This window comes from Oxalicibacterium faecigallinarum, assembly GCF_014635705.1.
Classification (GTDB): domain Bacteria; phylum Pseudomonadota; class Gammaproteobacteria; order Burkholderiales; family Burkholderiaceae_D; genus Oxalicibacterium; species Oxalicibacterium faecigallinarum.
In genome coordinates this window covers 312,663-338,575 of sequence record NZ_BMDI01000001.1, presented here as the reverse complement: position 1 = coordinate 338,575, position 25,913 = coordinate 312,663, and the positions used below count along the sequence as shown (strand labels likewise).

General features: G+C 54.4%; 27 protein-coding genes and 1 tRNA gene. 2 read left to right on the top strand and 26 right to left on the bottom strand.

Annotated features, from left to right (window positions below; all coding sequences use genetic code 11):
• Positions 1-216, top strand: a complete 216-nt coding sequence (locus IEV29_RS01605) for a hypothetical protein (RefSeq protein WP_188379523.1) — start codon at positions 1-3, stop codon at positions 214-216.
• Here IEV29_RS01605 and IEV29_RS01600 read toward each other — a convergent pair.
• The 23 genes from IEV29_RS01600 to flhD form a co-directional block, all read right to left on the bottom strand.
• On the bottom strand, positions 206-1,813 hold the full coding sequence (locus IEV29_RS01600) for an ABC transporter substrate-binding protein (RefSeq protein ID WP_188379522.1): 1,608 nt from the start codon (positions 1,811-1,813) through the stop codon (positions 206-208). The two genes, IEV29_RS01605 and IEV29_RS01600, sit on opposite strands and share 11 nt — an antisense overlap.
• Positions 1,814-2,139: 326 nt before the next feature.
• Positions 2,140-2,949: a flagellar motor protein MotD gene (gene motD / locus IEV29_RS01595; protein WP_188379521.1), complete on the bottom strand. Its 810-nt coding sequence runs from the start codon at positions 2,947-2,949 to the stop codon at positions 2,140-2,142.
• Positions 2,950-2,968: 19 nt separating this feature from the next.
• Positions 2,969-3,709, bottom strand: a complete 741-nt coding sequence (locus IEV29_RS01590; RefSeq protein WP_188379520.1) for a flagellar motor protein — start codon at positions 3,707-3,709, stop codon at positions 2,969-2,971.
• Positions 3,691-4,422, bottom strand: coding sequence for an RNA polymerase sigma factor FliA (locus tag IEV29_RS01585; RefSeq protein ID WP_188379519.1), 732 nt, complete (start codon positions 4,420-4,422; stop codon positions 3,691-3,693). Before IEV29_RS01585 ends, IEV29_RS01590 begins: the two co-directional genes overlap by 19 nt.
• Before the next feature lie 4 nt (positions 4,423-4,426).
• Entirely contained in the window at positions 4,427-5,251 is an 825-nt protein-coding gene (locus IEV29_RS01580; RefSeq protein WP_188379518.1) for a MinD/ParA family ATP-binding protein, read from the bottom strand.
• On the bottom strand, positions 5,244-6,575 hold the full coding sequence (gene flhF, locus IEV29_RS01575; RefSeq protein WP_188379517.1) for a flagellar biosynthesis GTPase FlhF: 1,332 nt from the start codon (positions 6,573-6,575) through the stop codon (positions 5,244-5,246). The genes IEV29_RS01580 and flhF overlap by 8 nt, the downstream gene beginning before the upstream one ends.
• Positions 6,572-8,659 (bottom strand): flagellar biosynthesis protein FlhA, encoded by a 2,088-nt coding sequence (flhA, locus tag IEV29_RS01570; protein ID WP_188379516.1) that lies wholly within the window; start codon positions 8,657-8,659, stop codon positions 6,572-6,574. The genes flhF and flhA overlap by 4 nt, the downstream gene beginning before the upstream one ends.
• Positions 8,656-9,816, bottom strand: coding sequence for a flagellar biosynthesis protein FlhB (flhB, locus tag IEV29_RS01565; RefSeq protein WP_188379515.1), 1,161 nt, complete (start codon positions 9,814-9,816; stop codon positions 8,656-8,658). The genes flhA and flhB overlap by 4 nt, the downstream gene beginning before the upstream one ends.
• A gap of 234 nt (positions 9,817-10,050) precedes the next feature.
• Positions 10,051-11,250, bottom strand: coding sequence for an EAL and HDOD domain-containing protein (locus tag IEV29_RS01560; RefSeq protein ID WP_188379514.1), 1,200 nt, complete (start codon positions 11,248-11,250; stop codon positions 10,051-10,053).
• Between the two features lie 35 nt (positions 11,251-11,285).
• Positions 11,286-11,915 (bottom strand): protein phosphatase CheZ, encoded by a 630-nt coding sequence (cheZ, locus tag IEV29_RS01555; RefSeq protein WP_373464212.1) that lies wholly within the window; start codon positions 11,913-11,915, stop codon positions 11,286-11,288.
• Positions 11,916-11,952: 37 nt separating this feature from the next.
• Positions 11,953-12,351: a chemotaxis response regulator CheY gene (gene cheY, locus IEV29_RS01550; protein ID WP_188379512.1), complete on the bottom strand. Its 399-nt coding sequence runs from the start codon at positions 12,349-12,351 to the stop codon at positions 11,953-11,955.
• 135 nt (positions 12,352-12,486) lie between these two features.
• Positions 12,487-13,563 carry a protein-glutamate methylesterase/protein-glutamine glutaminase gene (locus IEV29_RS01545; RefSeq protein ID WP_188379511.1) on the bottom strand — a complete coding sequence of 359 codons (1,077 nt, stop codon included), beginning with the start codon at positions 13,561-13,563 and terminating at the stop codon, positions 12,487-12,489.
• Positions 13,564-13,603: 40 nt separating this feature from the next.
• Positions 13,604-14,209 (bottom strand): chemoreceptor glutamine deamidase CheD, encoded by a 606-nt coding sequence (cheD, locus tag IEV29_RS01540; protein WP_188379510.1) that lies wholly within the window; start codon positions 14,207-14,209, stop codon positions 13,604-13,606.
• A gap of 10 nt (positions 14,210-14,219) precedes the next feature.
• Entirely contained in the window at positions 14,220-15,098 is an 879-nt protein-coding gene (locus IEV29_RS01535) for a CheR family methyltransferase (RefSeq protein WP_188379509.1), read from the bottom strand.
• A gap of 94 nt (positions 15,099-15,192) precedes the next feature.
• Positions 15,193-15,684, bottom strand: coding sequence for a chemotaxis protein CheW (locus IEV29_RS01530; protein WP_188379508.1), 492 nt, complete (start codon positions 15,682-15,684; stop codon positions 15,193-15,195).
• Between the two features lie 28 nt (positions 15,685-15,712).
• Positions 15,713-17,869, bottom strand: a complete 2,157-nt coding sequence (gene cheA / locus IEV29_RS01525; protein WP_188379507.1) for a chemotaxis protein CheA — start codon at positions 17,867-17,869, stop codon at positions 15,713-15,715.
• Positions 17,870-17,932: 63 nt separating this feature from the next.
• Positions 17,933-18,298 (bottom strand): response regulator, encoded by a 366-nt coding sequence (locus IEV29_RS01520; protein ID WP_188379506.1) that lies wholly within the window; start codon positions 18,296-18,298, stop codon positions 17,933-17,935.
• Between the two features lie 61 nt (positions 18,299-18,359).
• Positions 18,360-18,905 carry a chemotaxis protein gene (locus IEV29_RS01515; protein WP_188379505.1) on the bottom strand — a complete coding sequence of 182 codons (546 nt, stop codon included), beginning with the start codon at positions 18,903-18,905 and terminating at the stop codon, positions 18,360-18,362.
• Positions 18,906-18,939: 34 nt separating this feature from the next.
• Entirely contained in the window at positions 18,940-19,986 is a 1,047-nt protein-coding gene (motB, locus tag IEV29_RS01510; protein ID WP_188379504.1) for a flagellar motor protein MotB, read from the bottom strand.
• Positions 19,987-20,037: 51 nt separating this feature from the next.
• Positions 20,038-20,898, bottom strand: a complete 861-nt coding sequence (gene motA, locus IEV29_RS01505) for a flagellar motor stator protein MotA (protein ID WP_188379503.1) — start codon at positions 20,896-20,898, stop codon at positions 20,038-20,040.
• A 179-nt stretch (positions 20,899-21,077) separates the two neighbouring features.
• Positions 21,078-21,809: a class I SAM-dependent methyltransferase gene (locus IEV29_RS01500; RefSeq protein WP_229726149.1), complete on the bottom strand. Its 732-nt coding sequence runs from the start codon at positions 21,807-21,809 to the stop codon at positions 21,078-21,080.
• Between the two features lie 94 nt (positions 21,810-21,903).
• Entirely contained in the window at positions 21,904-22,452 is a 549-nt protein-coding gene (flhC, locus tag IEV29_RS01495) for a flagellar transcriptional regulator FlhC (RefSeq protein WP_188379501.1), read from the bottom strand.
• 50 nt (positions 22,453-22,502) lie between these two features.
• Positions 22,503-22,820, bottom strand: a complete 318-nt coding sequence (gene flhD, locus IEV29_RS01490) for a flagellar transcriptional regulator FlhD (protein WP_188379500.1) — start codon at positions 22,818-22,820, stop codon at positions 22,503-22,505.
• Between the two features lie 667 nt (positions 22,821-23,487).
• Between flhD and IEV29_RS01485 the strand changes: the two genes are divergently transcribed.
• On the top strand, positions 23,488-23,679 hold the full coding sequence (locus IEV29_RS01485; protein ID WP_188379499.1) for a hypothetical protein: 192 nt from the start codon (positions 23,488-23,490) through the stop codon (positions 23,677-23,679).
• Between the two features lie 77 nt (positions 23,680-23,756).
• Here IEV29_RS01485 and IEV29_RS01480 read toward each other — a convergent pair whose 3' ends face one another.
• The 3 genes from IEV29_RS01480 to IEV29_RS01470 all read right to left on the bottom strand — a co-directional run bounded on the left by IEV29_RS01480 (position 23,757) and on the right by IEV29_RS01470 (position 25,813).
• Positions 23,757-24,293: a hypothetical protein gene (locus tag IEV29_RS01480; protein WP_229726147.1), complete on the bottom strand. Its 537-nt coding sequence runs from the start codon at positions 24,291-24,293 to the stop codon at positions 23,757-23,759.
• A gap of 76 nt (positions 24,294-24,369) precedes the next feature.
• Positions 24,370-24,463 (bottom strand) — tRNA-Ser (locus IEV29_RS01475).
• Positions 24,464-24,559: 96 nt separating this feature from the next.
• Positions 24,560-25,813, bottom strand: a complete 1,254-nt coding sequence (locus IEV29_RS01470) for an aspartate kinase (protein WP_188379498.1) — start codon at positions 25,811-25,813, stop codon at positions 24,560-24,562.
• Between the last annotated feature and the right edge of the window lie 100 nt (positions 25,814-25,913).

Below are 25,913 nucleotides of genomic sequence, written 5' to 3'. Positions count from 1 at the left end.
ATGACGCGCCGCAAGGGCGGGGTAAGTCAAAAACAATTTCGCAAACATGCCGATGCCATCCACGGCATCGGTGACGACGTATTGGGCCGGACACAGCACGGCGAACCGCACTGCGCCGGGAGTACTGCTATTGCAAACAACCACATCACTTTCAACTGCGGAGCGGGAACCGGAGATGTTGAGGACAACCGCGGCTCCCTTGGGATTACATCTTGATCGTGGTCAGATCTTGGAACCAGTGCTGTGCCTGAACAAAACCTTTGACCTTTGGCGAGATGGCGTGCGGATTGACGTCATGCACAACCCACAGCATCAGCGCATCGTCGACCATGGTTTGGTGCACTTGTGCCAGCAATGCGTCCTGCTTCTTCACATCGAAGCTGGTACGGATTTGATCAAGCATGGCATCCACTTTCGGGTTGTTGTAACCACCCCAGTTGACGCCGTTTGGTGCAACGTAGCGGCTGTCAACGAAACGGGTGATGCCGTAGAACGGATCAGCAGTCACGTACCCCAGGTTGATTGCGGTGATCCCTTTGCTGGTCGCCATGTCAGCCTTTGCACCACTACGCCAGTAGAGGTACAGGTTTTCCAGTTCAACGACTTCGAACGAGATCTGGATGCCGATTTCAGCCAGGCTTTGCTGGATGTATTCGTTCATCGGCAGCGACAGCATCTGACCGGTACCGCCTTGGGCGATCACGACTTTTGCTTTCAACGGTTTGGATGGGCTGTAGCCAGCTTCAGCCATCAGCTTCTTGGCTGCTGCGAGGTCGTACTTGAGCTTGAACGATGGCTTGCCGAACCATGGGCTGGTTGCATCGACCTGACCGACTGCAGGCACGGCCAGACCGTTCATCAGGGCCACGATGCCATCACGATCGATCGCCAGATTGGCAGCCTTGCGCACGCGGATATCGGTCCACGGCGAGCCTGGGTAGGTGCTGAAGTGATATGGCCAGACGTGCGGTGTGACGTTCTTGACGATCTTCATCTTCGCCGCTTGCAGTTGCGGCACGACATCTGGTGGTGGCGTTTCGATGATATCGACCTGACCGTTCAACAGTGCGTTGGCACGGGTCAGTGCATCAGGGATCGGCAACAGAACGATACGGTCGGTCTTCGCGATGCGGGTCTTGTCCCAGTAGTCAGCATTCTTGACGAGTTCTGCGCGTTCACGTGGCACCAGCTTGTCGAGCTTGAACGGACCGGTGCCGGATGGTTGCGAGGCAAACTTGTTCCAATCTTTGCCGAGCTTCTCCCACTGTGCCGGACTGGAGACCAGGAACCAGGGCAACTGGTAAGGGAACAATGCATCGACGTCCTTGGTGGTGATCTCGACTGCGTAATCGCTGATCTTGCGGTACGACGCCACGGACGGAATACGCGGGCGCACCTGTGCACTCTGCTTGGCATCGAATTGCGGCGACTTGTCATTTAGAACCTTGTCCAGATTCCAGATCACGGCGTCGGCCTTGAATTCGGAACCGTCATGGAATTTCACGCCCTTGCGCAGCGTGAAGGTCCACTTCTTGGGATCCTTGGCATCGGCTTTCCACTCGGTAGCCAAACCCGGGATCAGCTTGCCGGGACGCGAGTCGATGTTCGCTTCCCATGCGATCAGCGGATCGTAGAGGGTGTGACCGGTGAACTGATAAGCACCAGCGCCGCGATCAGGCTGGCCGGTGGTCAGCGGAATATCCGCCATAGAAATACCGTAGCGGGCGACCGTTTCGGCATACGCCCCTGAATGCAGGGTCAGTGCGAGTGGCACGGTTACCAGCAAACGGGAAATCCATTTGTATGAGGGCATGGCATTCTCCAAGATGAGTGACACAACAATGATGTGACATGTCAGTTCTAAGCATGTCGCATGCCAGAAATGTGTTTTGCTGAAACTTTCAGCAAATACCTTGAAAATTGCGCTCTTTTCGCAACGAATAAGCGCTTATGCACACGCAGAAAACCATTTTCGTAAGAAAACGGTAAGCAAAGGCACCGTTTTGGTACATTCTTTTCCAAACTGGGGCAAAACGAACAAAATCTGCCCTCTTCTCAGGTAAGCGAGAAACGAACCAGCAGGATCGGTGAGTTGATAAAAGGAAAAGGTGCGTTGGAACAGTCTGATTCGAGCCAGACTTATGGGGATTCGGATGACTGAACTGGGGCAGCGGAAGAAATCGGGACTTCCGTGATCGTTTCGGGAATCTTGGAAAGAATCATCAGTTGTACGCGACGATTGCGCAGACGGCCGTCAGCCGTATCGTTGGTATCAACCGGCTGATTGGCACCATGGCCGACAGCCAGCAGGCGTTTTTCACTAATGCCTGCATCGATGAACAGGCGTACCACACTGCTGGCGCGGACCGCCGACAATTCCCAGTTTGACGGGAAGATGGGATTGTTGATCGGTATGTTGTCCGTATGCCCTTCGACCTGGATCGAATTATCGACCTTGGTCAGCACCTCGGCGACGGCACGCAGCGTCTTTTCGGACTGCGCACTGAGTTTGGCATCCGCCGGTGCAAACAGGACGCTGGCATTGATCTCGACGCTGACGCCGCGATCGGTCTGCGTGACGCGAACCTTGCCCTGATCAATCAGCGGCGCCATTGCCGCCAGCAGATCGCGCGCGATACCGGTCATCTGCTCACGCTCTTTTTTTACCGCGTTGACGTTGGGATTGGCGCGACGCGGTGCGGGCATCGGCAATGGCAAAGCCGGCCTTTGCGATTCAATCGGTGAATCGACTACGGGTGCCTGCGGACGCAAACCGCTGAAGGCGATCCCCAGCGAATCGGACAGCACACGATACTTGCCTTCATTGACAGACGACACGGCATACATCACGACAAAGAACGCAAACAGCAGCGTGATGAAATCGGCGTAAGAAACCAGCCAGCGTTCGTGGTTGTCCTGATCGTCGTCGTATCGGCGTCTGCGTCGCATGACTCGTCCTGATCTGCCGTCAGAGCAGATAAATTGCCATGCGCTCTTCAATCAGGCGCGGATTGTCGCCGGCGGCAATGCCGGCAAACGCCTCGGCCAGCAACTCGTGACGGAACACATCACGATTGACCAGCGCCTTGAGCTTGTTGGAAATTGGCAGGAACACCAGATTGGCAAAGCCGACACCATAAATGGTAGCGACAAAAGCGATGGCAATACCGCTGCCGAGACGTTCCGGATCGGACAGGTTTTCCATCACATGAATCAAACCCAGCACGGCACCGAGAATACCGATGGTCGGCGCATAGCCACCGGCCGCTTCCCATATCTTGGCGGCCAGACGCTGTTTGGTTTCATAGACGCCGATTTCCATATCCAGCACTTCGCGGATACGGCGTGGCTCGATGCCATCCACAATCAGACGCAATCCATGCGCGATGAAAGGATCCTTGGCATCGGGAATGCGCTTTTCCAGACTGAGCAAGCCTTCACGACGTGCCGTAATGCTCCAGTCAACCACGGTACGCATCAGTTCGGGAAACTGATCATCATGCGCGCGGAACACGCGACGTGCCATGCCAATGCCGGTCATGAAGTTCTGCAGACCGCTCTGCAACAGCACCGCGCCCATCGTGCCGACGATGACGATGATAAAGGCGGCCGGCTGGATCAGTGACCCAAGCGTACCGCCTTCGAGCTTTTGTCCGATGAGCAGGCCACCAACGGCCAGCGTGATGCCGATCAGGCTACCCCAGTCCACGCCTTCTCCCGTAAATTGGCACGCATACGTGCAATGGCCTGACTATGCAGTTGCGAAACACGTGATTCGGTCACGCCCATGATCGCGCCGATTTCCTTCAGATTCATTTCCTGCTCGTAATACAGGCCCATGAGAATTTTTTCGCGCTCTGGCAAGGCTTCGATGGCAGCGATGACCGCCGAGCGGAATCCGGTGTTCATCAGATTCTGCAGCGGGTCCGAACTTTCGTCCGTGCAATAACGGTCGAGGAAATGCTCGTTGTCTTCGCTGTCGTGAAAGTCTTCGTAGTAGACCAGTTGATGACCGCCACCATCACTGAGCAAATCCTGATAGTCGGCGAGTGACAGCTTGAGCTGCTTGGCGACCTCGCTCTCGTTTGGCGCGCGGCCCAACTGCTGCTGCAAGGTGTTCATCGCAATCTCGATCTTGCGCATGTTCTGACGCATGCTGCGCGGCATCCAGTCGCTGCTGCGCAACTCATCGAGCATCGCACCACGGATGCGCTGCACGGCGTAGGTCTCGAACTGTGCACCGTGTGTTTCTTCGTAGCGGTTGACTGCGTCAAGCAGTCCCATCATGCCTGCCTGAATCAGATCGTCGACTTCGACGCTGGGTGGCAGTTTGGCCTTCATCTGATGCGCAAGTTTCTTCACGAGCGGCACATGTTCGCCGACGAGATGATCCCTGTCCGATTTTCCGGCCGCTGTATACATTCAATCAAACCCCGAGTTCTACTCTGCCTGCTATCGCGTCCGGTACGGCGAAGCGCTGCGCCAGACGGCGAAATGCTGTCGCCGCACCTGCACGCGGAAAGGCATCGATCACCGCGCGCCCCAGACGGGCAGCACGCGTGACCTGTTCATCGTCAGGAATCGAGCCGATCGAGAACAGGGAAATGGCCAGATAGCGACTCGCTGCCTGCGCCAGATTCTGATACACGACGGCAGCTTCTTGTTCATCTGCACCGGTCACCAGAATGCCAAACGGACGACGACCAAGCTGCGCGTACAAACGCTTGATCAGGGCATAGGCATCCGTGATCGACGCTGCAGCAGGCGAAACCTGAATCACGATATCGCCATTGGCCAGCACATTCAGTGGCAAGGCATCCGCATCATCCAGCTCGGCATCGACCACTACGACGTCGGCTTGTGCAGCCAGTACATGAAAGGTATTGGCGAGGCGACGCGACTCCACCAGATCATGCGTCATCGCACGGCGCGAACCCGTCGTCAGCGACGCCAGACGAAAGCCCTGGGGCATCATCTGCACTGCCTGATCGAACGCACGATGCTGACGTGAAACATCCAGCAAGGTTGCGCTGACCTCTGCGCCCATGCGATGCACCAGCCCCTGATCCGAGGTGCACGCATCGAGCATGACCACATCACGACCGCATTCAGCGAGCGAAGCACCCAGATTGACGAGCATGGTGCCCTTGTCAGCGACCGATGTCGTGGAAAGGAATGTGAAGATGCGTGGCCGTGGCCCTGCAAGCAGGCGGCGCAGCCCTTCAGCCTGATCACATTCAAAACTAGCCAAGAATCACCTCACGCAGACTTTTATCATTCATTGCACGTGCCGTATTGGCCATGACCAGCGGAATCTCCGCATCGTTGAAGCGGAACGGCGCGGTTTCACGCTTGAGCTTGAAGGCACGGTCAACCAGATATGCCTTGTTGGCGACATGCAGGTCTTCCGGTACGCGCTGTCCATTTGCCACGTAGTATAAATTCAATTTCTGGCGAATGGCGACATCCAGTGCATTGCCAATGGTTGCAGCTTCATCCAGTTTGGTCAATATGCAACCAGCCAGACCATCGCCCATGTAGGCGCGTGCCACTTCATTCAGCGTTTCGCCATTGGAGGTGGCATTGAGGCACAGCAGGCGTTTGACTTCGGTACCGGCGCCCGACAGCATCGCAATCTGCTCGGCAACCATCTTGTCGCGCTGGCTGACGCCGACGGTATCGATCAGGATGGTGTGCTTGCCTTTGAGTTCTTCCAGTGCGATGCGCAGATCGGCCTCATCCTTGACCGAATGCACCATTACGCCAAGAATCTTGCCGTAGATGCGCAACTGCTCGTAACCGCCAATACGATAACCATCGGTCGTGATCAGCGCCAGCTTGCCGGCACCGTGACGCATGACGCAACGTGCGGCCAGTTTGGCCGTGGTCGTGGTTTTGCCGACACCGGTCGGACCAACCAGTGCATAGACACCACCCTTTTCCAGAATTTCATCGTCGCTGGTGATGGTCGTCAGGTTCTTTGCGAGCACGCCCTGAATCCAGCTCATGCCTTGCTTGTGCGATGCACCGGCCGGCATGCGTTCGATCATATAGCGTGACAGGCTGGCGCTGAAACCGGCTGCCAGCATTTCACGCAGGACACTGGATTTCGCTGGCTCTTTCTTTTGCTGATCGGTCCATGCCAGCTCGGCCAGCTGCATTTCGAGCATGCCACGCATGCTGCGGATTTCGTTCATTACGGAATCCAGCTCACTGCGATCAAATGCAGATGCTGCCGGCGCGACCTCCGCATGGGCCGATTGCTTGGCGGGTGCTGCCGCCGGTGTCGCTTTGGCTGCAGGCTTGATGCTGATCGCTGCATTCGGTTGAGCAAAGCTCAGTGCGGGCGCTTCAGCACGCTTTGTCGACAAGGCGGCCAGCGTCTGTGGCGAGATCGCGGATTTTTCGACAACCGGTGCCGCCAGTGCGGCCATGTCTTCACCAGCCAGCGCCAGAATCTCCGTGCCACCTTCCACCGAGCGATTGGAGAGAATGACGGCGTCTGCACCGAGCGCCTCGCGTACCAGATGCCACGCTTCACGCGATGTGGGTGCGGTAAATTTTCTGACGTTCATACTTGACCTCCGACTAGGCTGGTTACCCTGATGGTTTTGGTGTCAGGCACTTCTGCGTGCGACAACACCTTCAATTGTGGAATTGCACGGCGCAGGAAGCGCGAGAGCAAGGTTCTGAGTTGGGCCGGTACCAGCAACACTGGTGTCAGTCCCATTTGTTCTTGTTGGCGCGTGGCGGCTTCTGCCTGCGCGGCGATGGTATCTGCCAGACCTGGTTCGATCCCTGCACCATCGGCACCGTTGGACTGCATGGCTTGCATCAACAGACGCTCCAGACGATTGTCGAGCGTCATCACCGACAGTTCGTTGGACGAAGGGAACAGTTGCTGCACGATGGCACGACCCAGTGCAACGCGGACCAGTGCAGTCAGATCGTTGACGTCCTGCGTGTAGGCAGCGTGCTCGGTCAGGGTTTCGATGATGGTGTGCATATCGCGGATGTGCACGCCTTCGATCAGCAGGTTTTGCAGCACTTTTTGCAGTGCCGACAAGGTCATCAGCTTCGGCACCAGGTCCTCGACCAGTTTGGGCGATTCCTTGGTCAGATGATCCAGCAATGCCTGCACTTCCTGACGACCCAGCAGTTCCGATGCGTGCGTGGTGATCAGATGATTCAGATGGGTTGCAACGACGGTGCCCGCGTCTACCACGGTGTACCCCATGCCTTGCGCCTGATCGCGCATGTGCGAATCGATCCATGTCGCAGGCAGACCAAACGCCGGATCGCTGGTCACAGCGCCGGGCAAGGTACCGGTGACCATGCCAGGATTGATCGCCAGATACTGACCCGCATGTGCTTCTCCGTTACCGACTTCCACACCCTTGAGCGTGATGCGGTAAGCCGATGGCTTGAGTTCGAGGTTGTCGCGAATATGCACTGGTGGCGAGAGGAAACCCACTTCCTGTGCAAACTTCTTGCGAATACCTTTGATGCGACGCAGCAGTTCGCCGCTCTGTGCCTTATCGACCAGCGGAATCAGGCGATAGCCCACTTCTAGGCCCAGCGTATCGACTTGCACGATATCGTTCCAGCTTGCTTCTTCGACTTCCGGTGCAGCGGCTGGGGGTTGTGCGACTTCGGCCTCGACCTGCGGTGCATTCTTGGCGCGCTGTGCGATCAGGTAGCCGGCACCAGCCAGAACGCCAGCCAGAAACAGAAAGGCAACGTGTGGCATGCCGGGAATCACGCCCATGCCGCCAATGATGCCGGCGGCAATGTACAGCACTTGTGAACGGGCAAACAACTGGCCGATCAGCTGGCCGCCGATGTCCTGATCGCTGGCCACGCGCGACACGATGATACCGGCCGCGGTCGAGATGATCAGCGATGGCAACTGCGCCACCAGACCATCACCGATGGCCAGCAAGGTGTAGTTTTCAATCGCGTTCGAGAATGCCATGTCATGCTGGATCATGCCGACGATCAGACCGCCAACGATGTTGATGACGGTGATGATGATGCCGGCGATCGCATCGCCCCGAACGTATTTGCTTGCACCGTCCATCGCACCGTAGAACTCGGCCTCCTGTGCCACTTGCGTACGACGCATGCGCGCATCCTGTTCACCAATCAGACCAGCGTTCAGATCTGCATCGATCGCCATCTGCTTGCCTGGCATCGCATCCAGAGCGAAACGCGCACCAACTTCCGCAATACGGCCCGCACCTTTGGTCACGACGGTGAAGTTGATGATGGTCAGGATGATGAACACCACGATACCGACGGTGTAGTTGCCGCCGATCAGGAAGTGACCGAACGCTTCGATCACCTTGCCTGCTGCATCCGGACCGGCGTGGCCTTCGGTCAGCACGACACGTGTGGAAGCCACGTTCAACGACAGACGCAGCATCGTGGTCACCAGCAACACGGTTGGAAACACCATGAAGTCCAGGGGCTTGACGGTGTACAAGGCCGTCAGCAGGACAATGATCGACAAGGCCAGATTGAAGGTGAACAGCATATCCAGCGCCAAGGCCGGCAGAGGCAATACCATCATCGCCAGCATGAGGACGATGAGAATTGGTGCAGCGATCACACGCGAATTGGTACCCGCCATCCATGAGGGCAAATTCAGGCTGTTCATTGTTTTGTACCGTTTTGTGCAGCAGGGTTAAGAGGATCCATCTGTGGTGGCACATCCAGATCGACCGGTTTTTGCGGACGTTGCCCGCCATGTTTGCTATAGGCGCGCAGCTGGAAGACGTAGGCCAGGACCTCGGCAACGGCGACATAAAGGCCTTCCGGGATTTCATCGCCCAGCTCGGTGTGACGGAACAATGCACGTGCGAGCGGCGGCGCCTCGAGCAACACCACATTGTTTTCAATCGCGATCTCGCGGATTTTGGCGGCCACTTCATCGGCACCTTTGGCGACGACCTTCGGTGCGCGCATGCCGTTTTCCGAATACTTCAGTGCCACGGCAAAGTGGGTCGGGTTGGTTACGACGACGTCCGCGGTTGGTATTTCGGTCATCATGCGACGACGTGCCATGGCACGCTGGGTCTGACGAATCTTGGCCTTGATCTCTGGGTTACCGTCGGATTCCTTGGCTTCCTGACGCACTTCCTGACGGGTCATCATCAGTTTCTTGGCGTGCTGCCACATCTGATACGGCGCATCAACTGCGGCGATGATGATCAGACCACTGGCAATAAAGGTGAAAGTCAGCAGCATCAGATGACCAAGATGCTCTGCGCCGGTTTTCAGCGACTCGACGCTCAATGCCATCACAGCGTCAATTTCAAACCGGATGACCGTATAGGCAATGCAACCGACCAGCAAAGTTTTACCAATTGCCTTGCCGAGTTCGACTGCTGCACGCGTCGAGACCATGTTGCCCAGTCCCTTGATCGGGTTCATGCGTGCGAAATTGGGTTGCAGTGCCTTGGCGCTAAACAGCCAGCCACCAATGAGCATGGGAGAAGCCAGCGCCACCACGATCAAAATCAGGGCAGCCGGAAGGAAAGCGATCAGCAGATCGATGATTTGCGACGCGGTATGCGTCAGCAGGAGATTCATGTCGAATGCCATGTCACGGTTGAATGACAGGCCGGAGGACAGCATGGTGTTGATCTGATTGATCATGCTGCCACCTGTGAACCAGAAAGCCGCGCCAGCGCCGAGCAGCAACGTACACGTTGCCAGCTCACGCGAACGGGGGACGTCGCCCTCTTCCCGCGCCTTTTCCAGCTTGCGCGGTGACGCGGGTTCCGTCTTTTCGAGATCACTTTCTTCAGCCAAGGCCGACTCCTGAGCAGTCCGGTTTGGGTCGGGAATGACGCCATACGGACCGATGAGTGCGATTATTGGTCAGAAAGCGACGCGGCCATCGGGGGAATAAGAAGGGAAACTACCCGCTATTAATGTTTCTGCTCTGCACGAATTGCAGGCAAAGGCGGGACGGAGCGACGTCAAATCAGAAATGGACTGATGTTCAACGTGAGACGGCGCCAACAAGAACGCCGGCTCGATGCGTCAAGGCTTGATTTTCTGCGACCAGGCCAGTGCTTCCAGATGTGCTTCGTTGATCTGTCGCGCCCGGATAAACAGCGAATCGGCCGTGGCTGCCAGCGGGCCATTGTCTTTTTCACATGATTCAGCCAATGTGAGGAACGGACCATACATGCCATCCCGCGTGAGCAAGGCCTGTGAAACCGCATCCGACAAATGGATATGTCCGAGCACGTCGTTCATCGGCATACCCAGGAGGCGATCCAGCAAGGAGAACATACCAACCACGAACAGATTCTCGGCTTCATGCTTTGGCAGAATCCCGTGCCCTGCAAGCTCGGCAATCCGGCCGCGCACGATGGCTGTCTGCATCAGCAAGGCCGCCTGGCTGTTGTCGCTGAGGGCAGCCAGCAGCAGCGACAACCAGCGGTACAACGGCGAATACCCCAGCATGGTCACGGCGTGACGCAAGGACTGGATTTCCACGCCAAGCCCGAAACTGGCGCTGTTGATGTATCGGAACAATTTATAGGACAGCGCTGCATCGCGCTTGAGCACTTCTTCCAGCTGTCGTACATCGGCATTCTTGCGCACCATGTCCATCAACTGCACGATGATGACCTGCGCCGGGCTCAATCCCTTGGGCGTGGTCAGCACGCGTGGCTTGTTGTATAGATTGCCGATGAATACGGGCAGACCGTCCGCCAGACAAGCGTCAAAGGTATCCCAGTCGTCGACTTGCCGCACCAGAGTCTGCACACCAGCCTGTTTGAAGAGAGCGACGTTGCTAGCCGACTTACCGAACGCGCCCTCGGCATGCGAGATCACAGACAGCAACGGGCTATCAGTTGGCAAATCATCCGCATTACAAAGCGAAATGCCGTAACCGAGCTGACGCAAGGCGCGCGCGCGTTCCAGCGTATCACCGTCCGACAGATCAGCCAGTGTCATGCGGAATACCGTGTTAGCGGGCGGCAGTACCTCGATCTGTTCAGAGGCCAGCACCGCCGGCGTGACTTCAAAAAACAGAATCAGGCTGCCAAGCAGCCATGTGCCGTCACTCTTGATCAATTGAGAAGACGCAAAGGAAGTCAGCGCCAGCAATTCTTCATCACCAGACAGCGCACCACCTTCCACGCTGCTGTACCAGGACAACTCGTAGCCAAGAATCTGATGCGCCGGACTGACAAGCGGCGAACGAATGAGAAATTGGTTATCCGACATGAATAAGCACAAGCTATCGCAAATTGAAATCTTGATCAGAAACCAAGGCTGTCCAGCAGATCGTCAACCTGCTCCTGCGTGGCGACGACATCCTGTCCGGTGGGGTGAATCTGCGGACCATTCAGTAAGCCGGTATCGACATCGCGCATTTTCTCCGATGGCGTGTAATCGACCAGTACCTGCAACAATTGCTGTTCGATACCGTGCGCGAGTTCCGTCACTTTCTTGATGACCTGCCCCGTCAGATCCTGAAAATCCTGCGCCATCATGATATTCATCAGATGCTGGCGCGTCTCGACCGAGGCTTGCTGTGTCTGTTGCAGACTGCTCACCGTACGTGCTGCCAGATCGCGGAATGTCTGTTCCGAAAATGGAAGATTCAGCGCCTGCTGCCAGTCGTGGGCCAGCGCGGACGCGTCGTTTTGAATACGCTCCTGCAGAGGTCCGGCCAGATCCGTCGCATTGAGAACGCGTTGCGCCGCCTGTTCCGTCATGCGGGCAACATAATCCAGACGATCCCGCGCATCCGGAATATCGTTGGAAGCGCGCTCGAGCAACTGATCGAAACCCAGACCGCGCAGGTTTTCATGCAAGGCACGTGTCATTTGACCGACACGCGCCAGCATTTCTTCGCTGGCGGGTGTTTCCGGTGACATCGCATCCATTCGCTGCATAACGGCTCCCCCCGAAGCAGCGGTCAACTCAACCTCCGGTACTGGCGAGTTTTTCGAAAATCTTTGCCAGCTTTTCGTCCAACGTGGCCGCCGTGAACGGCTTGACGACGTAACCGTTGGCACCGGCTTGCGCAGCCGCGATGATGTTCTCCTTCTTGGCTTCAGCCGTCACCATCAGCACTGGCAATTTGGACAAGGCCGGATCAGCACGAATCTGTTGCAACATCGTCAGGCCGTCCATGTTGGGCATGTTCCAGTCGGAGACCACGAAATCGAATTGCTCGCTGCGCAGTTTGGCCAGCGCCATTGCGCCATCTTCTGCTTCATCGACGTTGGTATAGCCCAGTTCCTTCAGCAAATTGCGCACGATACGACGCATCGTCGAGAAATCGTCAACAACGAGAAACTTGGTATTTGGACCTGCCATGAATTACTCCATTCATTCTTGATTCGTCATCAGTCCCTATACAGACCGAACGCGTGTTTATCCAGATCGTTGCTATTATGCCCTGTGGCAGCCGTCACGCAGAAAGAAAAAGAGACAACAATAGCCCGCTATTCGTCATACGCGCAACGCGCGGGTGCTGTTTGTTGACAAATAATTCATCACCATCGACGGCAACGCTTGCAAGGCGCCGACTTCATGTGCAGCCCCAACAGCAATCGCTTCGCGTGGCATACCGAACACGACGCACGATGCCTCATCCTGCGCAAAGTTGTATGCACCGGCCTTCTTCATCTCCAGCATGCCCTGTGCCCCATCTTTTCCCATGCCGGTCAGAATCACACCGACGGCGTTTTTACCGGCGTGTGTCGCGGCAGAATGAAACAGCACATCGACCGAAGGACGATGACGGTTGACCGGCGGTCCCTGATCGAGCTGCGTCATGTAGTTGGCGCCACTGCGGACAAGTTGCAAATGCATATCGCCCGGTGCCAGATAGGCATGGCCCGGCAGAATACGTTCGTTGCCTTCGGATTCCTTGACGCTGATCTTGCACAGGTTGTCCAGACGTTGCGCAAATGACTTGGTGAACCCCGCAGGCATATGCTGCGTGATCAAAATGCCCGGACAATCGGACGGCATCTGCATCAGAAAATCCTTGATCGCTTCCGTGCCACCTGTCGAGGCACCGATGATGATCAGCTTTTCACTACTGGTAAGCGGATTGCGAATCTGTGGCAACGCGCCGCCACTGGCCTTACCGGCATCCACGGGCATGATTTGACGCGCCTTGATGCGTGCCCGGGAAGCCGCGCGAATCTTGTCGGCAATCATCTCGGTGTATTCCAGCATGCCGCTCTGGATCGACATCTTGGGCTTGGTCACAAAATCCACGGCGCCCAGTTCCAGCGCACGCAGTGTGATTTCCGAACCGCGTTCCGTCAACGACGACACCATCACCACCGGCATGGGGCGCAGACGCATGAGCTTCTCAAGGAAATCGAGACCATCCATTTTCGGCATCTCGACATCCAGCGTCAGCACATCCGGATTGGTTTGCTTGATCAAATCACGCGCAATGATGGGATCTGGCGCCACACCGACCACTTCCATATCGGGCTGACTATTGATGATCTCTTTCATCACACTGCGAATCAATGCAGAGTCATCAACAATGAGGACCTTGGTTTTCATAGGTTGTCTTGTTCTGAATTATTGTTTTACCTGGACGAACTCACGAAAAGAGTTCGACATCTCCGCTTACATTGCCCGCCTGCAGACGGTTGGCGTAATCCTGCTCGCGATTAACCAGCGTATTGTTGTTGAGCTGGCGCAGCTTCTTGACCAACACCTTGCCGCTGCGCGGGAAGTAATACACCTTGCGCGGATGGATGTCGTTCAGATCTTCTGCCACGATGCGAATATTTTCTGTTTTCAGAAAATTGCGCACGAATTGCGCATTGCGCTCTCCGACATTCATATTGACGAAACCACGCAGGACGTTGCCGCCGCCAAACACCTTGGCCTCCAGATTTTCGCGACGCGCGCCCGCTTTCAACAAGTCGTTGATCAGAATTTCCATGGCATACGTGCCATAGCGTGCCGAAGCGGAAACCGGACTGTCCACATCACCATCGGGCAACATGAAGTGATTCATGCCACCGACACCCGAGACCCGATCGCGGATGCAGGCCGATACACAGGAGCCCAGCACGGTCACGATCAACATGTCCTTGCCGGTGTAGTAATACTCGCCCGGCAATATCTTGGCGGCATCGCGGTCAAACGTCCGGTCAAAATAGACGTTTGTCGCGAAATGCTCGTTGACTGGTCCTATCATGTCCTCTCCCTCATGCGCGCCGCACTCTGGAGCCGCCCGCATTGCGGTTCGGATCGAGTTCGTAGACCGTTTTGCCACGTAATTTGTAAGCATTGCTGGCGTACAGGAAATTTTCCGAATGCCCGGCAAACAGCAATGCATCTTCTTTCATCATCGGCGCAAAGCGATCAAGAATTTTGCCTTGCGTCGGCTTATCGAAATAAATCATGACGTTACGACAGAAAATCACGTCGAACGGACCAGACACAGGCCAGTGATCCGAAAGCAGATTGAGCTGACGAAAGGTGATCATCTGTCGCAATTCAGGGCGCACACGCACCATGCCTTCCTGTGCGCCCTTGCCTTTCAGGAAAAAACGACGCATGCGTTCCGGCGCCATTTTTTCCAGGCGATCGATCGTGTAAATACCATTCTCGGCGGTCTGCAATACGTTGGTATCGATATCCGTTGCAATGATGCGTACCGGCGGCGTCAGGCTATTGAACGCCTCGCATGCTGTAATGGCAATGGAATAGGGCTCTTCACCCGTGGACGCCGCGCTGCACCAGATTTCCAGCGGAGCCTTGGTCTTCTTGAGATGCTCGGCAAGCAGCGGAAAGTGATGTGCTTCGCGAAAGAATGACGTCAGATTGGTGGTAAGCGCATTGGTGAATGCCTCCCACTCTGCACCATCGCTATGGCGTTCCAATGAATCAAGATAAGTCTCAAACGAATTGATGCCGGTTGCACGTAAGCGGCGTGCCAGACGGCTGTACACCATTTCCTGCTTGCTTTCGGCTAGGGCAATACCCGCGCGCTTGTAGATCAAGCCACGTACTCGTTCAAAGTCACGCGCGGTAAATTCGAATTCCTTTGTGCCTTCCGGCCGGATTTGCGCGTTTGCTTTCATGATGCAGATGTTTCCTTGTTAGCCTCTCGCTATGCGCGATCTCCGTCAGATTCTGCCGCGATAAACATCGACCGCACTGCTGTCGATGATCACATCAGGCAGCGATCGTTTCGATCAAACCCATTTCGGAACTGGACATCAGACGATCGATATCGACCAGGATCAGCATGCGTTCTTCCAGCGTACCCAGACCGATCAGATAATCGGTATTGAATGCCGTGCCCATTTCCGGCGCAGGACGAATCTGTTCCGGCGCCAGCGTGATCACGTCAGACACACTATCCACCACCATGCCGACGACGCGCCCACCGATATTGAGAATGATGACAACGGTAAACTGATCGTAGGTTGGTTCGCCCAAATTAAATTTGATGCGCATATCGACGATCGGCACGATGATGCCGCGCAGATTGACCACGCCCTTGACGAAATCCGGTGCATTGGCGATGCGGGTAACCGCTTCATAGCCACGAATTTCCTGCACCTTCAGAATATCGATGCCGTACTCTTCCTTGCCCAGTTTGAATGCCAGAAACTCATTGCCGTTTTCACTACCGGTCGTATTGTTTTTCAAGACATCATTCATCTTGTCTCCCTCCTGATAATCATGCTATTCAAAAATAAACCGGGTCTTCGCTCAACTGCTTGCTCGAGCGTAGTAGCGCTGCCACATCAATAATCAGCGAGACGCCGCCATCTCCGAGAATCGTCGCGCCAGAAATCCCTGCTACCTTGCGATAATTCGACTCCAGATTTTTGACCACAACCTGCTGTTGTCCAACCAGATCGTCGACAAACAAGGCAGCCTTGCGACCTTCCGATTCCAGTATCACTACAATACCCTGAGATGGGTCGGTAAAACGGGGTGTTACATCAAAAATCTTGTATAAAGGAATTAATGGCAGATACTCGCCACGTACCTTGATCACTCTGCCTTGCCCGGTTATCTCCTTGACATCATCCTTCGATGGCTGCAGAGACTCGACCACGTAACCCAGCGGGAGAATGTAAATCTCTTCGCCAACCCTGATCGACATCCCGTCCAGAATCGCCAGCGTGAGCGGCAGAGAAATCGAGATCGTGGTGCCGAAGCCCTTGCTGGATGCGATATCGACAACCCCTCCCATCGCCGTAATATTCCGTTTGACGACATCCATACCGACGCCCCGACCGGACACGTCCGTTACGGCTTCTGCCGTTGAAAATCCCGGAGCAAAGATCAGTTGCCACACGTCGCTGTCCGGCATGTCGTCACTGACAGGCAAGCCGTTCTGTTTTGCCTTGCTGAGGATACGTTCACGGTTCAGACCACCACCGTTATCACTGACCTCGATAATGATGTTGCCGCCTTGGTGTGCCGCAGAGAGCGAAAGCTGTCCCATCGGCGGTTTGCCCGCAGCGATTCGGACATCGGGTGCCTCGATGCCATGATCGATACTGTTGCGTACCAGATGGGTTAGCGGATCGACGATCCGTTCGATCAATCCTTTATCAAGCTCCGTCGCTGCGCCATGGGTCACAAACTCGACTTTCTTGCCGAGCTTGCCGGCCAGATCGCGCACCATGCGAGGAAAGCGGGAAAACACGTAATCCATCGGCATCATGCGAATCGACATGACAGCTTCCTGCAAATCGCGTGTATTGCGCGTCAGTTGCGATACGCTGTTGAGCAGGCGTTCATGCAGCATGGGATCGAGCGATCCGGTACGTTGTTCAATCATGGCTTGTGTGATCACCAGCTCACCAACCAGATTGATCAGTTGATCCACCTTTTCAATGCCGACACGGATCGAGGTGGACTCGGCACTAGGTGCCGCCGCTGATTTTTCTTCACGTTTGGCGGCTGGTTTGCGTTCTGCTGCACTTGATTTGCCAATGCCGCCAGCATCAACAGCCGGATCGGTAGTATGTGCCACCGTCACTGCAGCGGAAGCCGTAGCCTCCAGCGGCTCAAAGAAGCCGTACCCCTGTGCCTCTTCCTGCTCACGCGTTGCCTGTGCTTGTTCACTGGCAGACAATGGCTCGAAAAAACCATAGCCCTGCTCTTCTTCCTGAAGACGTTGCGCCGCAGCCGACTGAGCACCAGTGTCCTCTTCAATCTGCAACTCGTCAGGATCTAGAATGAACGAGCAAATGGCAATGATGTCATCCTGACTGCCATTTGTCGTCAGCGTAAACTCGGTCCGCTGGTCCGCCAGGGTCACGCGCTGGATGTCGCCAAGCAAACCCAACTCGGCCGTCAACGCATCGACATCACGTGGTGTGGTCGGCAGCGGGAGGGTGACACGGAAAATCCGGTTACCGTGTGTTTGAACAACGGATGCGGTAATCGGTGGCGGTGCGATCGTTGCCACGGCAGGTTGTGGCGCAACCTGCGCACCCGCTTCCTGCGCCAGAGATTCCAGCATGATGCGCACGTCGGCAACCGCATCCAGATCGACTTCCGTATGCAGGCGATGGCCGTCGAGCTGCATTTTGAGAACGTCTTTTGCCGACAAAAAGGCATCGACGTGTTCTGGCATCAATGCCATCTCACCCTTGCGGATCTTGTCGAGCAAGGTCTCCAGAACGTGCGTGACTTCAGTCAGATCAGTAATGCCGAACGTCGCTGCACCACCTTTGATGGAATGCGCCGCGCGAAAGATCGCATTGAGATCTTCGGCATCAGGTGCTTCGATGTCGACTGCAAGCAGCAGCTTTTCCATCTCTGCCAGCAGTTCTTCAGTCTCATCGAAGAAAACCTGAAAAAACTGACTCATGTCGATGGTCATTGCCTTACCCCGTTTATTGTGAGTACGGTGATTTCCGTACTCATCGTTCTCGTTATATGCGCATCAACCGATGACTTTTTTGACGACCTCTGTCAGGCGCTGGGGATCGAAAGGCTTCACTAGCCAGCCATTGGCGCCGGCGGCACGTCCCTTTGCCTTCATTTCATCACTGGATTCGGTCGTCAGCACCAGAATCGGCACCTTCTGATAAGTCGGCAAGGCACGCAGGGAACGAATCAATGTAAAACCGTCCATGCGCGGCATATTCTGATCAGTCAGCACCAGATCGAAAACCTGTGTCTTGGCTTTATCCAGACCATCCTGTCCATCCACGGCCTCAGTTACCTGATAGCCTGCTGCACGCAGACTGAACACCACCATCTGTCTCAGCGATCCAGAATCGTCTACTGCCAAAATTGTCTTTGCCATCTCTACTCCTGCTTGATACTGTTTTCAGACGAAACGACGTCTGTGATGAAGTTATACGTATTCAAAACAATTCAATGTCGCCACTTTCCATATGCGTCTGACGCACCGCTTTGCGTAATATCTGCTCGAGACTTACACTCTCCTGCTCCAGTGTCGTTTTCATACGATCAAGAATGGCAAGCATACTAGCCTCATTTTCCTGCAAGCCCAAGTCTTCACCCGTCGTACAGAAAATTTCCAGCACGTCACGAAAGCCCACTACTCGTTGCATCGTGCGTGCAATCAACTGATCCGTCATGTCCTGAAATTGCAAGCCGGTTATCGCCGCGTTCACGCACAAGGCCACTTTGGACGATGCGTCCCGCAAGGAATGCGCCATCTGCGTATTCGCGCCCTCAGCCAGAAGATGATCTACGATCACCTGCTGCTCTTGGGTCGCTTCATGAATAGCCATAAAACTCGCGCTCAGTTTGATGATCGCTTCCTTGAGCAACATATTGGTCTGCAAGAGATCGGACTCAATCTCAGTCAGATGTTGTCGGCCATGCTCGGACAACGATGACATTACATCCTGTAGTTTGGGTGCCAGCGAATGAGGGGTCGTCATGTGAGCAATATCGTGGATGGTCGGGCCGTGTGACTCAACGTGGTGTTTGCGCTGTCACCCCTTGCGCCGACGATGCCGCAGCCGCCGCTTCGGCGGCGACTGCAAGTGCAGGAGCATGTGGATTTGGCGTACCCGATGGCGGCGCTACTGGTCCGATTTGAGCGCCTTGCTCGACAGCCTTCTGCACGGACGCTTCATCCGACACATCAACTGTCTGATTCTCTTTTTCAATCGACTCTTCCGTCTTTTTGTTCATGACGATGATGCTGATACGCCGATTGATGGGATTGAAAGGATTTTCCTTGTCAAACAAAACCGCCGATGACAGGCCGACCACGCGCAGCATTTTGTCTTCCTGCATGCCGCCTGCAATCAGTTCGCGACGGGACGCGTTGGCGCGATCCGAGGAGAGTTCCCAGTTACTGTAGCTGCGCTCACCGCTGGCATAAGGTGTCGCATCCGTATGGCCGGACAGGCTGATCTTGTTGGGAATATCGTTAAGGGTTTTGGCAATCTCATGCAGGATCAGCTTGGTATACGGTTGCAACTCGGCGCGCGCGAGTGCAAACATCGGGCGATTCTTTTCATCCACGATCTGGATGCGCAAACCCTCTGTCGTGATATCCAGAAGAAGCTGATTCTTGTATTGCTGCAGGCTCGGCACGGTTGCAATCGCCAGTTCGATACGCTCTTTCAGCGCCCGCAAGCGACGCGCTTCCGCCCTTGCCAATTCTTCTTCGGCAGCCTTCAGATTGAATTTCTTTGTCGCGTTATCGTCTTCGCCTTTTTTCTGCTGGCCATCAATGCGCGTCAAATCCTTACCGCCGCCCTGAATCACGCTAGTCGCATCGCCACTGCCAGATCCACCGGCCATCGCCACCTTAAGCGGGTTCGCAAAATAATCGGCAATTCCCTGCAGGTCGCCTTTCGACGTCGACCCTAACAACCACATCAGCAGAAAGAACGCCATCATCGCCGTCACAAAGTCGGCGTACGCAATCTTCCAGGCGCCGCCGTGGTGACCGCCGCCGCCCTTCTTGATCCGCTTTACGATAATGGGACGGAGTCCTTCGTCAGCCATTTAAGTCTCCGCTCAGATACGCTGTGTTCTGCAATGAATGTTCAACAATGCTTACTTCGAACGCGATTGCTTGATGTGTTCCTCAAGCTCGCTGAACGAAGGACGCTCTGTCGAGAACAGAACCTTGCGACCGAATTCAACTGCCAGTGCCGGTGCGTAACCATTCAAGCTGGCCAGCAAGGTCACTTTTACGCACTGGAATACCTTCGACGATTCGTGCAACTTCTGTTCCAGCACGCTGGAGAGCGGCGACACAAAACCGTATGCCAGCAAAATACCGAGGAAGGTACCCACCAGCGCATTCGCAATCAGGATACCCAGCTCGGCTGGCGGCAAACCGACGGACGCCATCGTGTGGACCACACCCATCACGGCGGCAACGATACCGAACGCGGGGAAGCCATCGCCAAGTTTGGCAATGCAATGGACCGGGATTTCCCCTTCGGCATGGTGGGTTTCGATCTCGTTATCCATCAGATTTTCAATCTGAAACGCATCCATATTGCCCGACACCATCAAACGCAGGTAATCGGTCATAAACTCGGTCAGGTGATGGTCAGCCAGTACAGCGGGATATTTGGAAAAGATAGGACTTTCTTCGGGACTTTCGACGTCGCCTTCAATGGACATCAAGCCTTCTTTGCGTACCTTGCTCAGAATTTCAAACAGCAAGGTCATCAATTCCATGTACAAAGCCTTGTTGTACTTGGAGCCCTTGAGCGTGCTCGGCAGTGCCTTCAGGGTTGCCTTGATTGCCTTGCCGTTGTTACCGACAAAGAAGGCACCTGTCGCCGCCCCGCCAATCATCAGCAATTCGACCGGCTGGAACAGCGAATGCAAATGACCGCCAGCCAAGACAAAACCGCCAAATACAGAACCGAGGACAACGAGATAACCGATGATGACTAACAAGCGAAGGCTCCGTTTGGATGGGGTTAGCTATCATTATTGCCCTAACGATTGCCTATACGCAACTCAACTCGCGGAGCGCTGTTGCATATCCGTCGGTACAAAATGATGGAGATGTCATCTTCAACGGCTAGGATAAGGGGAACTTGATGCTTGAAAGCAAACTGCACAGCAAATAAATTTTACATTTTCCATCCGTACAACTCAGGCCCCTTTTCCTCCGGCCTCATTACGATTTCGGCCGTCACATCCGGTATCTGGAATTCATAGCTCAATAACAGTGTGCCCGGCCGCATTTCCACGCGCGCCTTCTGCCACAAATCCGGCATGGCAGCCGGAGACAGATAAGCAAAAATGACATCGTACTGCGCGAAGTCGAGATCGCGATAATCACCACGCACAAAATCAACATGACGGCGAGAAAACCGAGCGCGCAACCTGCTAATGAACCATGGCAATGGCGCAATCTCGATGCCCTGCAACACGTCATCGGGACGTTGTTTTGCCAGATGCAACGACAAGCCGCCCAATCCACTTCCGATATCAATGATGCGAATGGGCGATGTTGATGGCAAAAGTGACTCGACTGCCTGCCAGGCCGCCATACGGGAAGGATAAAACGGCACTTGTGTTCTGTAGGTGCTCCAGTAGAGCAATAGCAAAATCAGAAACGCGCCAAGAAACAAGGTTGGCGGCAAATGCAACCCAAGCAACAGCACCAACACGATCGGAAAGAAAAACTGAATCGCCAGCCACCATGGTGCCTGCTTGCATACGCGCGAAAGTGCAGCGGCAATCCCACCTTGCAGCGTCGCCGCCAGCACGACATGCACAGCAACGCCAAAGATTGCGTCCAGACAGACAATCAGCAATAAGGTGACGACAAAGGAAAGAACTTGCAGAACGAGCGCCAAGATCGCAGGCGCTCGATGGAGAGGTTTGACAGAACTCGACTGGTGGTTACGACGCCGCTTTCTTTTCACGCAGAAATCCGATAGTTGACCCCGATCAGGCTGCCATCAATGCGGAATCCAGTTTGGCACGTTTTGTCTTACCGGCTCTGGACGGCATGTGACACAGACCGCAGGTGTAATTTGCTTTCAAATCGAGATGATGCACGACGAAATGTCCGCCGCATTCACTGCAGCATGCCGTCGACAACATTTTACTCTCGAAAAAGCGCACCAAGGTCCAGGCGCGGGTCAAAGACAGAATCGGTTCGCCATCCGCGCCAGGTTCAACCTGCTCCAGATACAGGCGATAGGCTTTCATCACGGCCTGAATACCGGATACCTGCGCATGTTCGACCAGATATTTATGGATTCCCATGAACAGGGAAGAATGGATGTTCGGCTGCCAGGTAATAAACCAGTCGGTGGAGAATGGCAGCATACCTTTTGGGGGCGACACACCACGTAATTCCTTGTACAGCTTCAGCAAACGTTCACGCGACAGCGATGTTTCCGATTCCAGCAATTGCAATCTGGCCCCCAGATTGATCAACTCAATCGCCAACTGGATTTCCTGAGATTCGGTCACAACACTTTTCTTGGCCATTTTTGCGCTCGCGTCAGTAAGGAAAGAATAATTCGGAACTCAATGCACACTCAGGCGATCTGTTCGATGGCTTGCCCTGCCATCAGAATCGCTGCATGAGATTGCGCGAGCGAGCGATCCTTGTTGTAGTTGGTCAGCATTCCAAGGATGGCGCCGTCGTCAAATCGAAATCGTGCCAACATCATGTTGGCCCCCGCAAGCTTGAGAATTTGAGCGTTGTTCATGCCTTCGATCAGATCAGCAATTTCGCTGCTGATGCCAAGGCGGAAGATTGCCGTTGCCTTGTCGGCCCGGATCATTTGTTGTGCCAGCATCAGGTAACCCAGATTAGCGTCGCGGATTTCAGCAATGATGTCGTTGTTCGTCATGATCGGCCCTTACTCGGAAAATGTTCGGCTGCAAATTTGCTCGCCGTGAATGCATTCTGAATTGGGGGCTGATCAGCAGGAATTGGCTCTGCTCTGTTTTTTTATACAGCACAGACGACAACGAGCCGGTAGGCGTTTGTCTTACAAACGTCGACCAGCATTGATATCACCCCGCTTTCAACAGGGCGGAGAGGCGCTTGGATATTACGTCTGCGTGTTTTGACCTACTGCAGACGGACACTTGGAAAAGTGTCAGAAAGACCGAATTTTATTTACTAATTACTAACGATATTTTTCAAAAAACAGTCTGCGAACAGCAAAAAATTTCTCTTTTACGCCACATCCTGTTTCTTTAACGGCACGGTTTTGCAGAACTTTAGGGTTCAAACAAAATATTTTTGAGTTTTTTTCAAAAAGATTTCCGGTTGTCTGTATTTCTTAACGGCAGGCAAAACGCGAACTTTAGGGTCACCTCAAAAAAATTTTCAGATTTTTTCAGAAATCCTCGTTTTTTACCTCTAAGATGATCAGGCCACACCAGCTTAATTAAGTTCGACGTGGCCCGATCCATATAACAAACGGAGAAATCCGTGACTGTGACCGGCTTATCCATAGCAAAAGGTTGCTTCGCCCGGGAATGGTGCGCGACCGCCATAAGGAGACAATGATGGATCTGATTGAGAAATTCGATGCAAAAGGTAAGACTGGCGCGGGATACCACGTTGAGGTCTATCAGGACGATGAGGGCACGCTTCCTCGCGTCAAAAGTTACAAGCTCAAGGATGGTCGTTCACTAGAGCCTCTGTCCGATGCCAAATTCAGAATTGTGCAAACGGGTGAAAAAATCTACCGTTTATAGATGTCTCAAGAACAAAAAAGCCCGCGGATGCGGGCTTTTTTGATGCGATCTGCTGTCATGCATCGGTGCGCACAACATCAGAAGTACTCATTGACCACTTGAGTAAATGCCGCTTCAGCAGTCAATCCTGTTTTCATCAGACGCGAGATTTCCTGCGAATGCTCCCTGATACCTTCCGGCAGCGTTGCGCTGTGTTCCTTGAAGTATGCGTACTTTTGCGCATCCAGATTCTCCTCCATCTTTTGTGCTGCCGTTACGGGGCGACTTGCTCCGCTACTACGTCTGACGGTAGCGCGAACCGGACGCGCTGCGGCTTGCTGCTTCATGCCTGCATTCGCAATCAATGCGTGCACCTGATCAAGAGAAAAGATCTTTGTTGCGGTCGTATCCGAAAACTCTTCTTCAGACGGATGCAGCAGATGATGATTCACATCAAACGCCATTTTTTTCTCAAAAGAATTGATCACCTGATACGCTGGCTGCGCGCTGCTGCCCACCAGACTGAATCTCACACGATCACCATACGCCGTCATCTGGCGCACCACCTCGTTCAGATACGCCGGCAACAAGGTATCCATCTCGCCATTCCAGCGTTTGCTTCGTTTAATAGTCAACTGCTTTACTTCCAATAAAATGATTTATGCCGAGGAAAGAAAAAAGCCCTTGATTTTCATCAAGGGCTTCGATTCTTGGCGGAGACGGAGGGATTCGAACCCTCGATACAGGTTTAAGCCCATATGCTTCCTTAGCAGGGAAGTGCCTTCGACCACTCGGCCACGTCTCCACACTTTGCAGCAGCACAGTTACTCGCTACCGAAAGGTCCAGCATGATAACTTTTCATGATGATCCGGTCAACCAGACCAAGCATGCAAAGTCGATTTAATTACTCTTTTCCAGATCAAATGTCTTGTGCAGTGCACGCACTGCCAGCTCCATGTACTTCTCATCGATCAGGACCGAGATCTTGATTTCAGACGTGGAGATCATCTTGATGTTGATGCCCTCTTCCGACAAGGTGCGGAACATTTGCGAAGCGATACCGACATGGCTACGCATGCCAACGCCGACGACCGACACTTTGGAGACCTTGGTATCACCCTCGATACTGGCTGCACCGATATGCGTCTTGACACTCTCGTTCAGCACATCAATCGCTTTGGCGTAATCATTACGTGGCACGGTGAAGGTGAAGTCCGTTTTTCCGTCGACCGACTGGTTCTGAATGATCATGTCGACTTCGATATTGGCGTCAGCAACCGGGCCAAGGATTTGGTAGGCGATGCCAGGACGATCCGGCACGCCCAGAACCGTAATCTTTGCTTCGTCTCGGTTGAATGCAATACCGGTGATTGCGGCTTGTTCCATGTGTGTATCTTCCTCAAACGAAATCAGTGTGCCGGATTTAGCTTCCTCTTCCAGCGGGATCATTGGATCGGTCAGTGATGACAACACGCGGGTTGGCATCTTGTAGTTGCCGGCAAATTCAACCGAACGAATCTGCAAGACCTTGGAGCCGAGCGATGCCATTTCCAGCATCTCTTCAAACGTCACCGTGTTCAGACGGCGAGCTTCGGTCACAACACGCGGATCGGTTGTGTAGACACCATCGACATCGGTATAAATCAGGCATTCCTGCGCCTGCATCGCAACCGCGACAGCCACAGCCGAGGTATCCGAACCACCGCGACCGAGCGTTGCGATATTGCCCTCGTCATCCACACCTTGAAAACCGGTGATGATCACGATGCGGCCGGCATCCAGATCCTTGCGCACCTTGGTGTCGTCGATCGATTGAATGCGCGCCTTGGTATAAGCAGAATCCGTCTTGATCGCAACCTGCCAACCTGCGTAAGAGACCGCATCCTTGCCGATTGCCTGTAATGCCATTGCCAGAAGCGCAACCGAAACCTGCTCCCCCGTCGATGCGAGCATGTCCAACTCACGCGGATCGGGTTGTGACATGACTTCCTTGGCCAGACCGATCAGGCGATTGGTCTCACCCGACATGGCGGAAGGCACCACAATGATCTGATGACCAGCGTCATGCCATTTGGCAACGCGTCGAGCCACATTCTTGATGCGCTCGGTCGAACCCATCGACGTGCCGCCGTATTTATGAACGATTAAAGCCATAGGGGAAAGTGTTCGGAAATGAGAAATGCTTCAAAAATCAACCCTCGACTTTACAGGCTGCGAGAGAGAAAGACAAGTCCGGCCAAGGTTTGCACAGCAC

Bases quoted from the DNA above. Each gene is read 5' to 3' on its own strand.
- IEV29_RS01485 (WP_188379499.1), top strand. From the start codon at position 23,488: ATGGATCTGATTGAGAAATTCGATGCAAAAGGTAAGACTGGCGCGGGA.
- IEV29_RS01515 (WP_188379505.1), bottom strand. From the start codon at position 18,905: ATGACGACCCCTCATTCGCTGGCACCCAAACTACAGGATGTAATGTCA.
- motB (WP_188379504.1), bottom strand. From the start codon at position 19,986: ATGGCTGACGAAGGACTCCGTCCCATTATCGTAAAGCGGATCAAGAAG.
- cheZ (WP_373464212.1), bottom strand. From the start codon at position 11,915: ATGGATGCGATGTCACCGGAAACACCCGCCAGCGAAGAAATGCTGGCG.
- flhF (WP_188379517.1), bottom strand. From the start codon at position 6,575: ATGAACGTCAGAAAATTTACCGCACCCACATCGCGTGAAGCGTGGCAT.
- IEV29_RS01560 (WP_188379514.1), bottom strand. From the start codon at position 11,250: ATGTCGGATAACCAATTTCTCATTCGTTCGCCGCTTGTCAGTCCGGCG.
- flhA (WP_188379516.1), bottom strand. From the start codon at position 8,659: ATGAACAGCCTGAATTTGCCCTCATGGATGGCGGGTACCAATTCGCGT.
- IEV29_RS01470 (WP_188379498.1), bottom strand. From the start codon at position 25,813: ATGGCTTTAATCGTTCATAAATACGGCGGCACGTCGATGGGTTCGACC.
- flhD (WP_188379500.1), bottom strand. From the start codon at position 22,820: ATGACGAACAACGACATCATTGCTGAAATCCGCGACGCTAATCTGGGT.
- motD (WP_188379521.1), bottom strand. From the start codon at position 2,949: ATGCGACGCAGACGCCGATACGACGACGATCAGGACAACCACGAACGC.
- cheD (WP_188379510.1), bottom strand. From the start codon at position 14,209: ATGATAGGACCAGTCAACGAGCATTTCGCGACAAACGTCTATTTTGAC.
- cheA (WP_188379507.1), bottom strand. From the start codon at position 17,869: ATGACCATCGACATGAGTCAGTTTTTTCAGGTTTTCTTCGATGAGACT.
- IEV29_RS01530 (WP_188379508.1), bottom strand. From the start codon at position 15,684: ATGAATGATGTCTTGAAAAACAATACGACCGGTAGTGAAAACGGCAAT.
- IEV29_RS01520 (WP_188379506.1), bottom strand. From the start codon at position 18,298: ATGGCAAAGACAATTTTGGCAGTAGACGATTCTGGATCGCTGAGACAG.
- IEV29_RS01585 (WP_188379519.1), bottom strand. From the start codon at position 4,422: ATGTATACAGCGGCCGGAAAATCGGACAGGGATCATCTCGTCGGCGAA.
- IEV29_RS01600 (WP_188379522.1), bottom strand. From the start codon at position 1,813: ATGCCCTCATACAAATGGATTTCCCGTTTGCTGGTAACCGTGCCACTC.
- IEV29_RS01605 (WP_188379523.1), top strand. From the start codon at position 1: ATGACGCGCCGCAAGGGCGGGGTAAGTCAAAAACAATTTCGCAAACAT.
- cheY (WP_188379512.1), bottom strand. From the start codon at position 12,351: ATGGCAGGTCCAAATACCAAGTTTCTCGTTGTTGACGATTTCTCGACG.
- flhC (WP_188379501.1), bottom strand. From the start codon at position 22,452: ATGGCCAAGAAAAGTGTTGTGACCGAATCTCAGGAAATCCAGTTGGCG.
- IEV29_RS01545 (WP_188379511.1), bottom strand. From the start codon at position 13,563: ATGAAAACCAAGGTCCTCATTGTTGATGACTCTGCATTGATTCGCAGT.
- IEV29_RS01535 (WP_188379509.1), bottom strand. From the start codon at position 15,098: ATGAAAGCAAACGCGCAAATCCGGCCGGAAGGCACAAAGGAATTCGAA.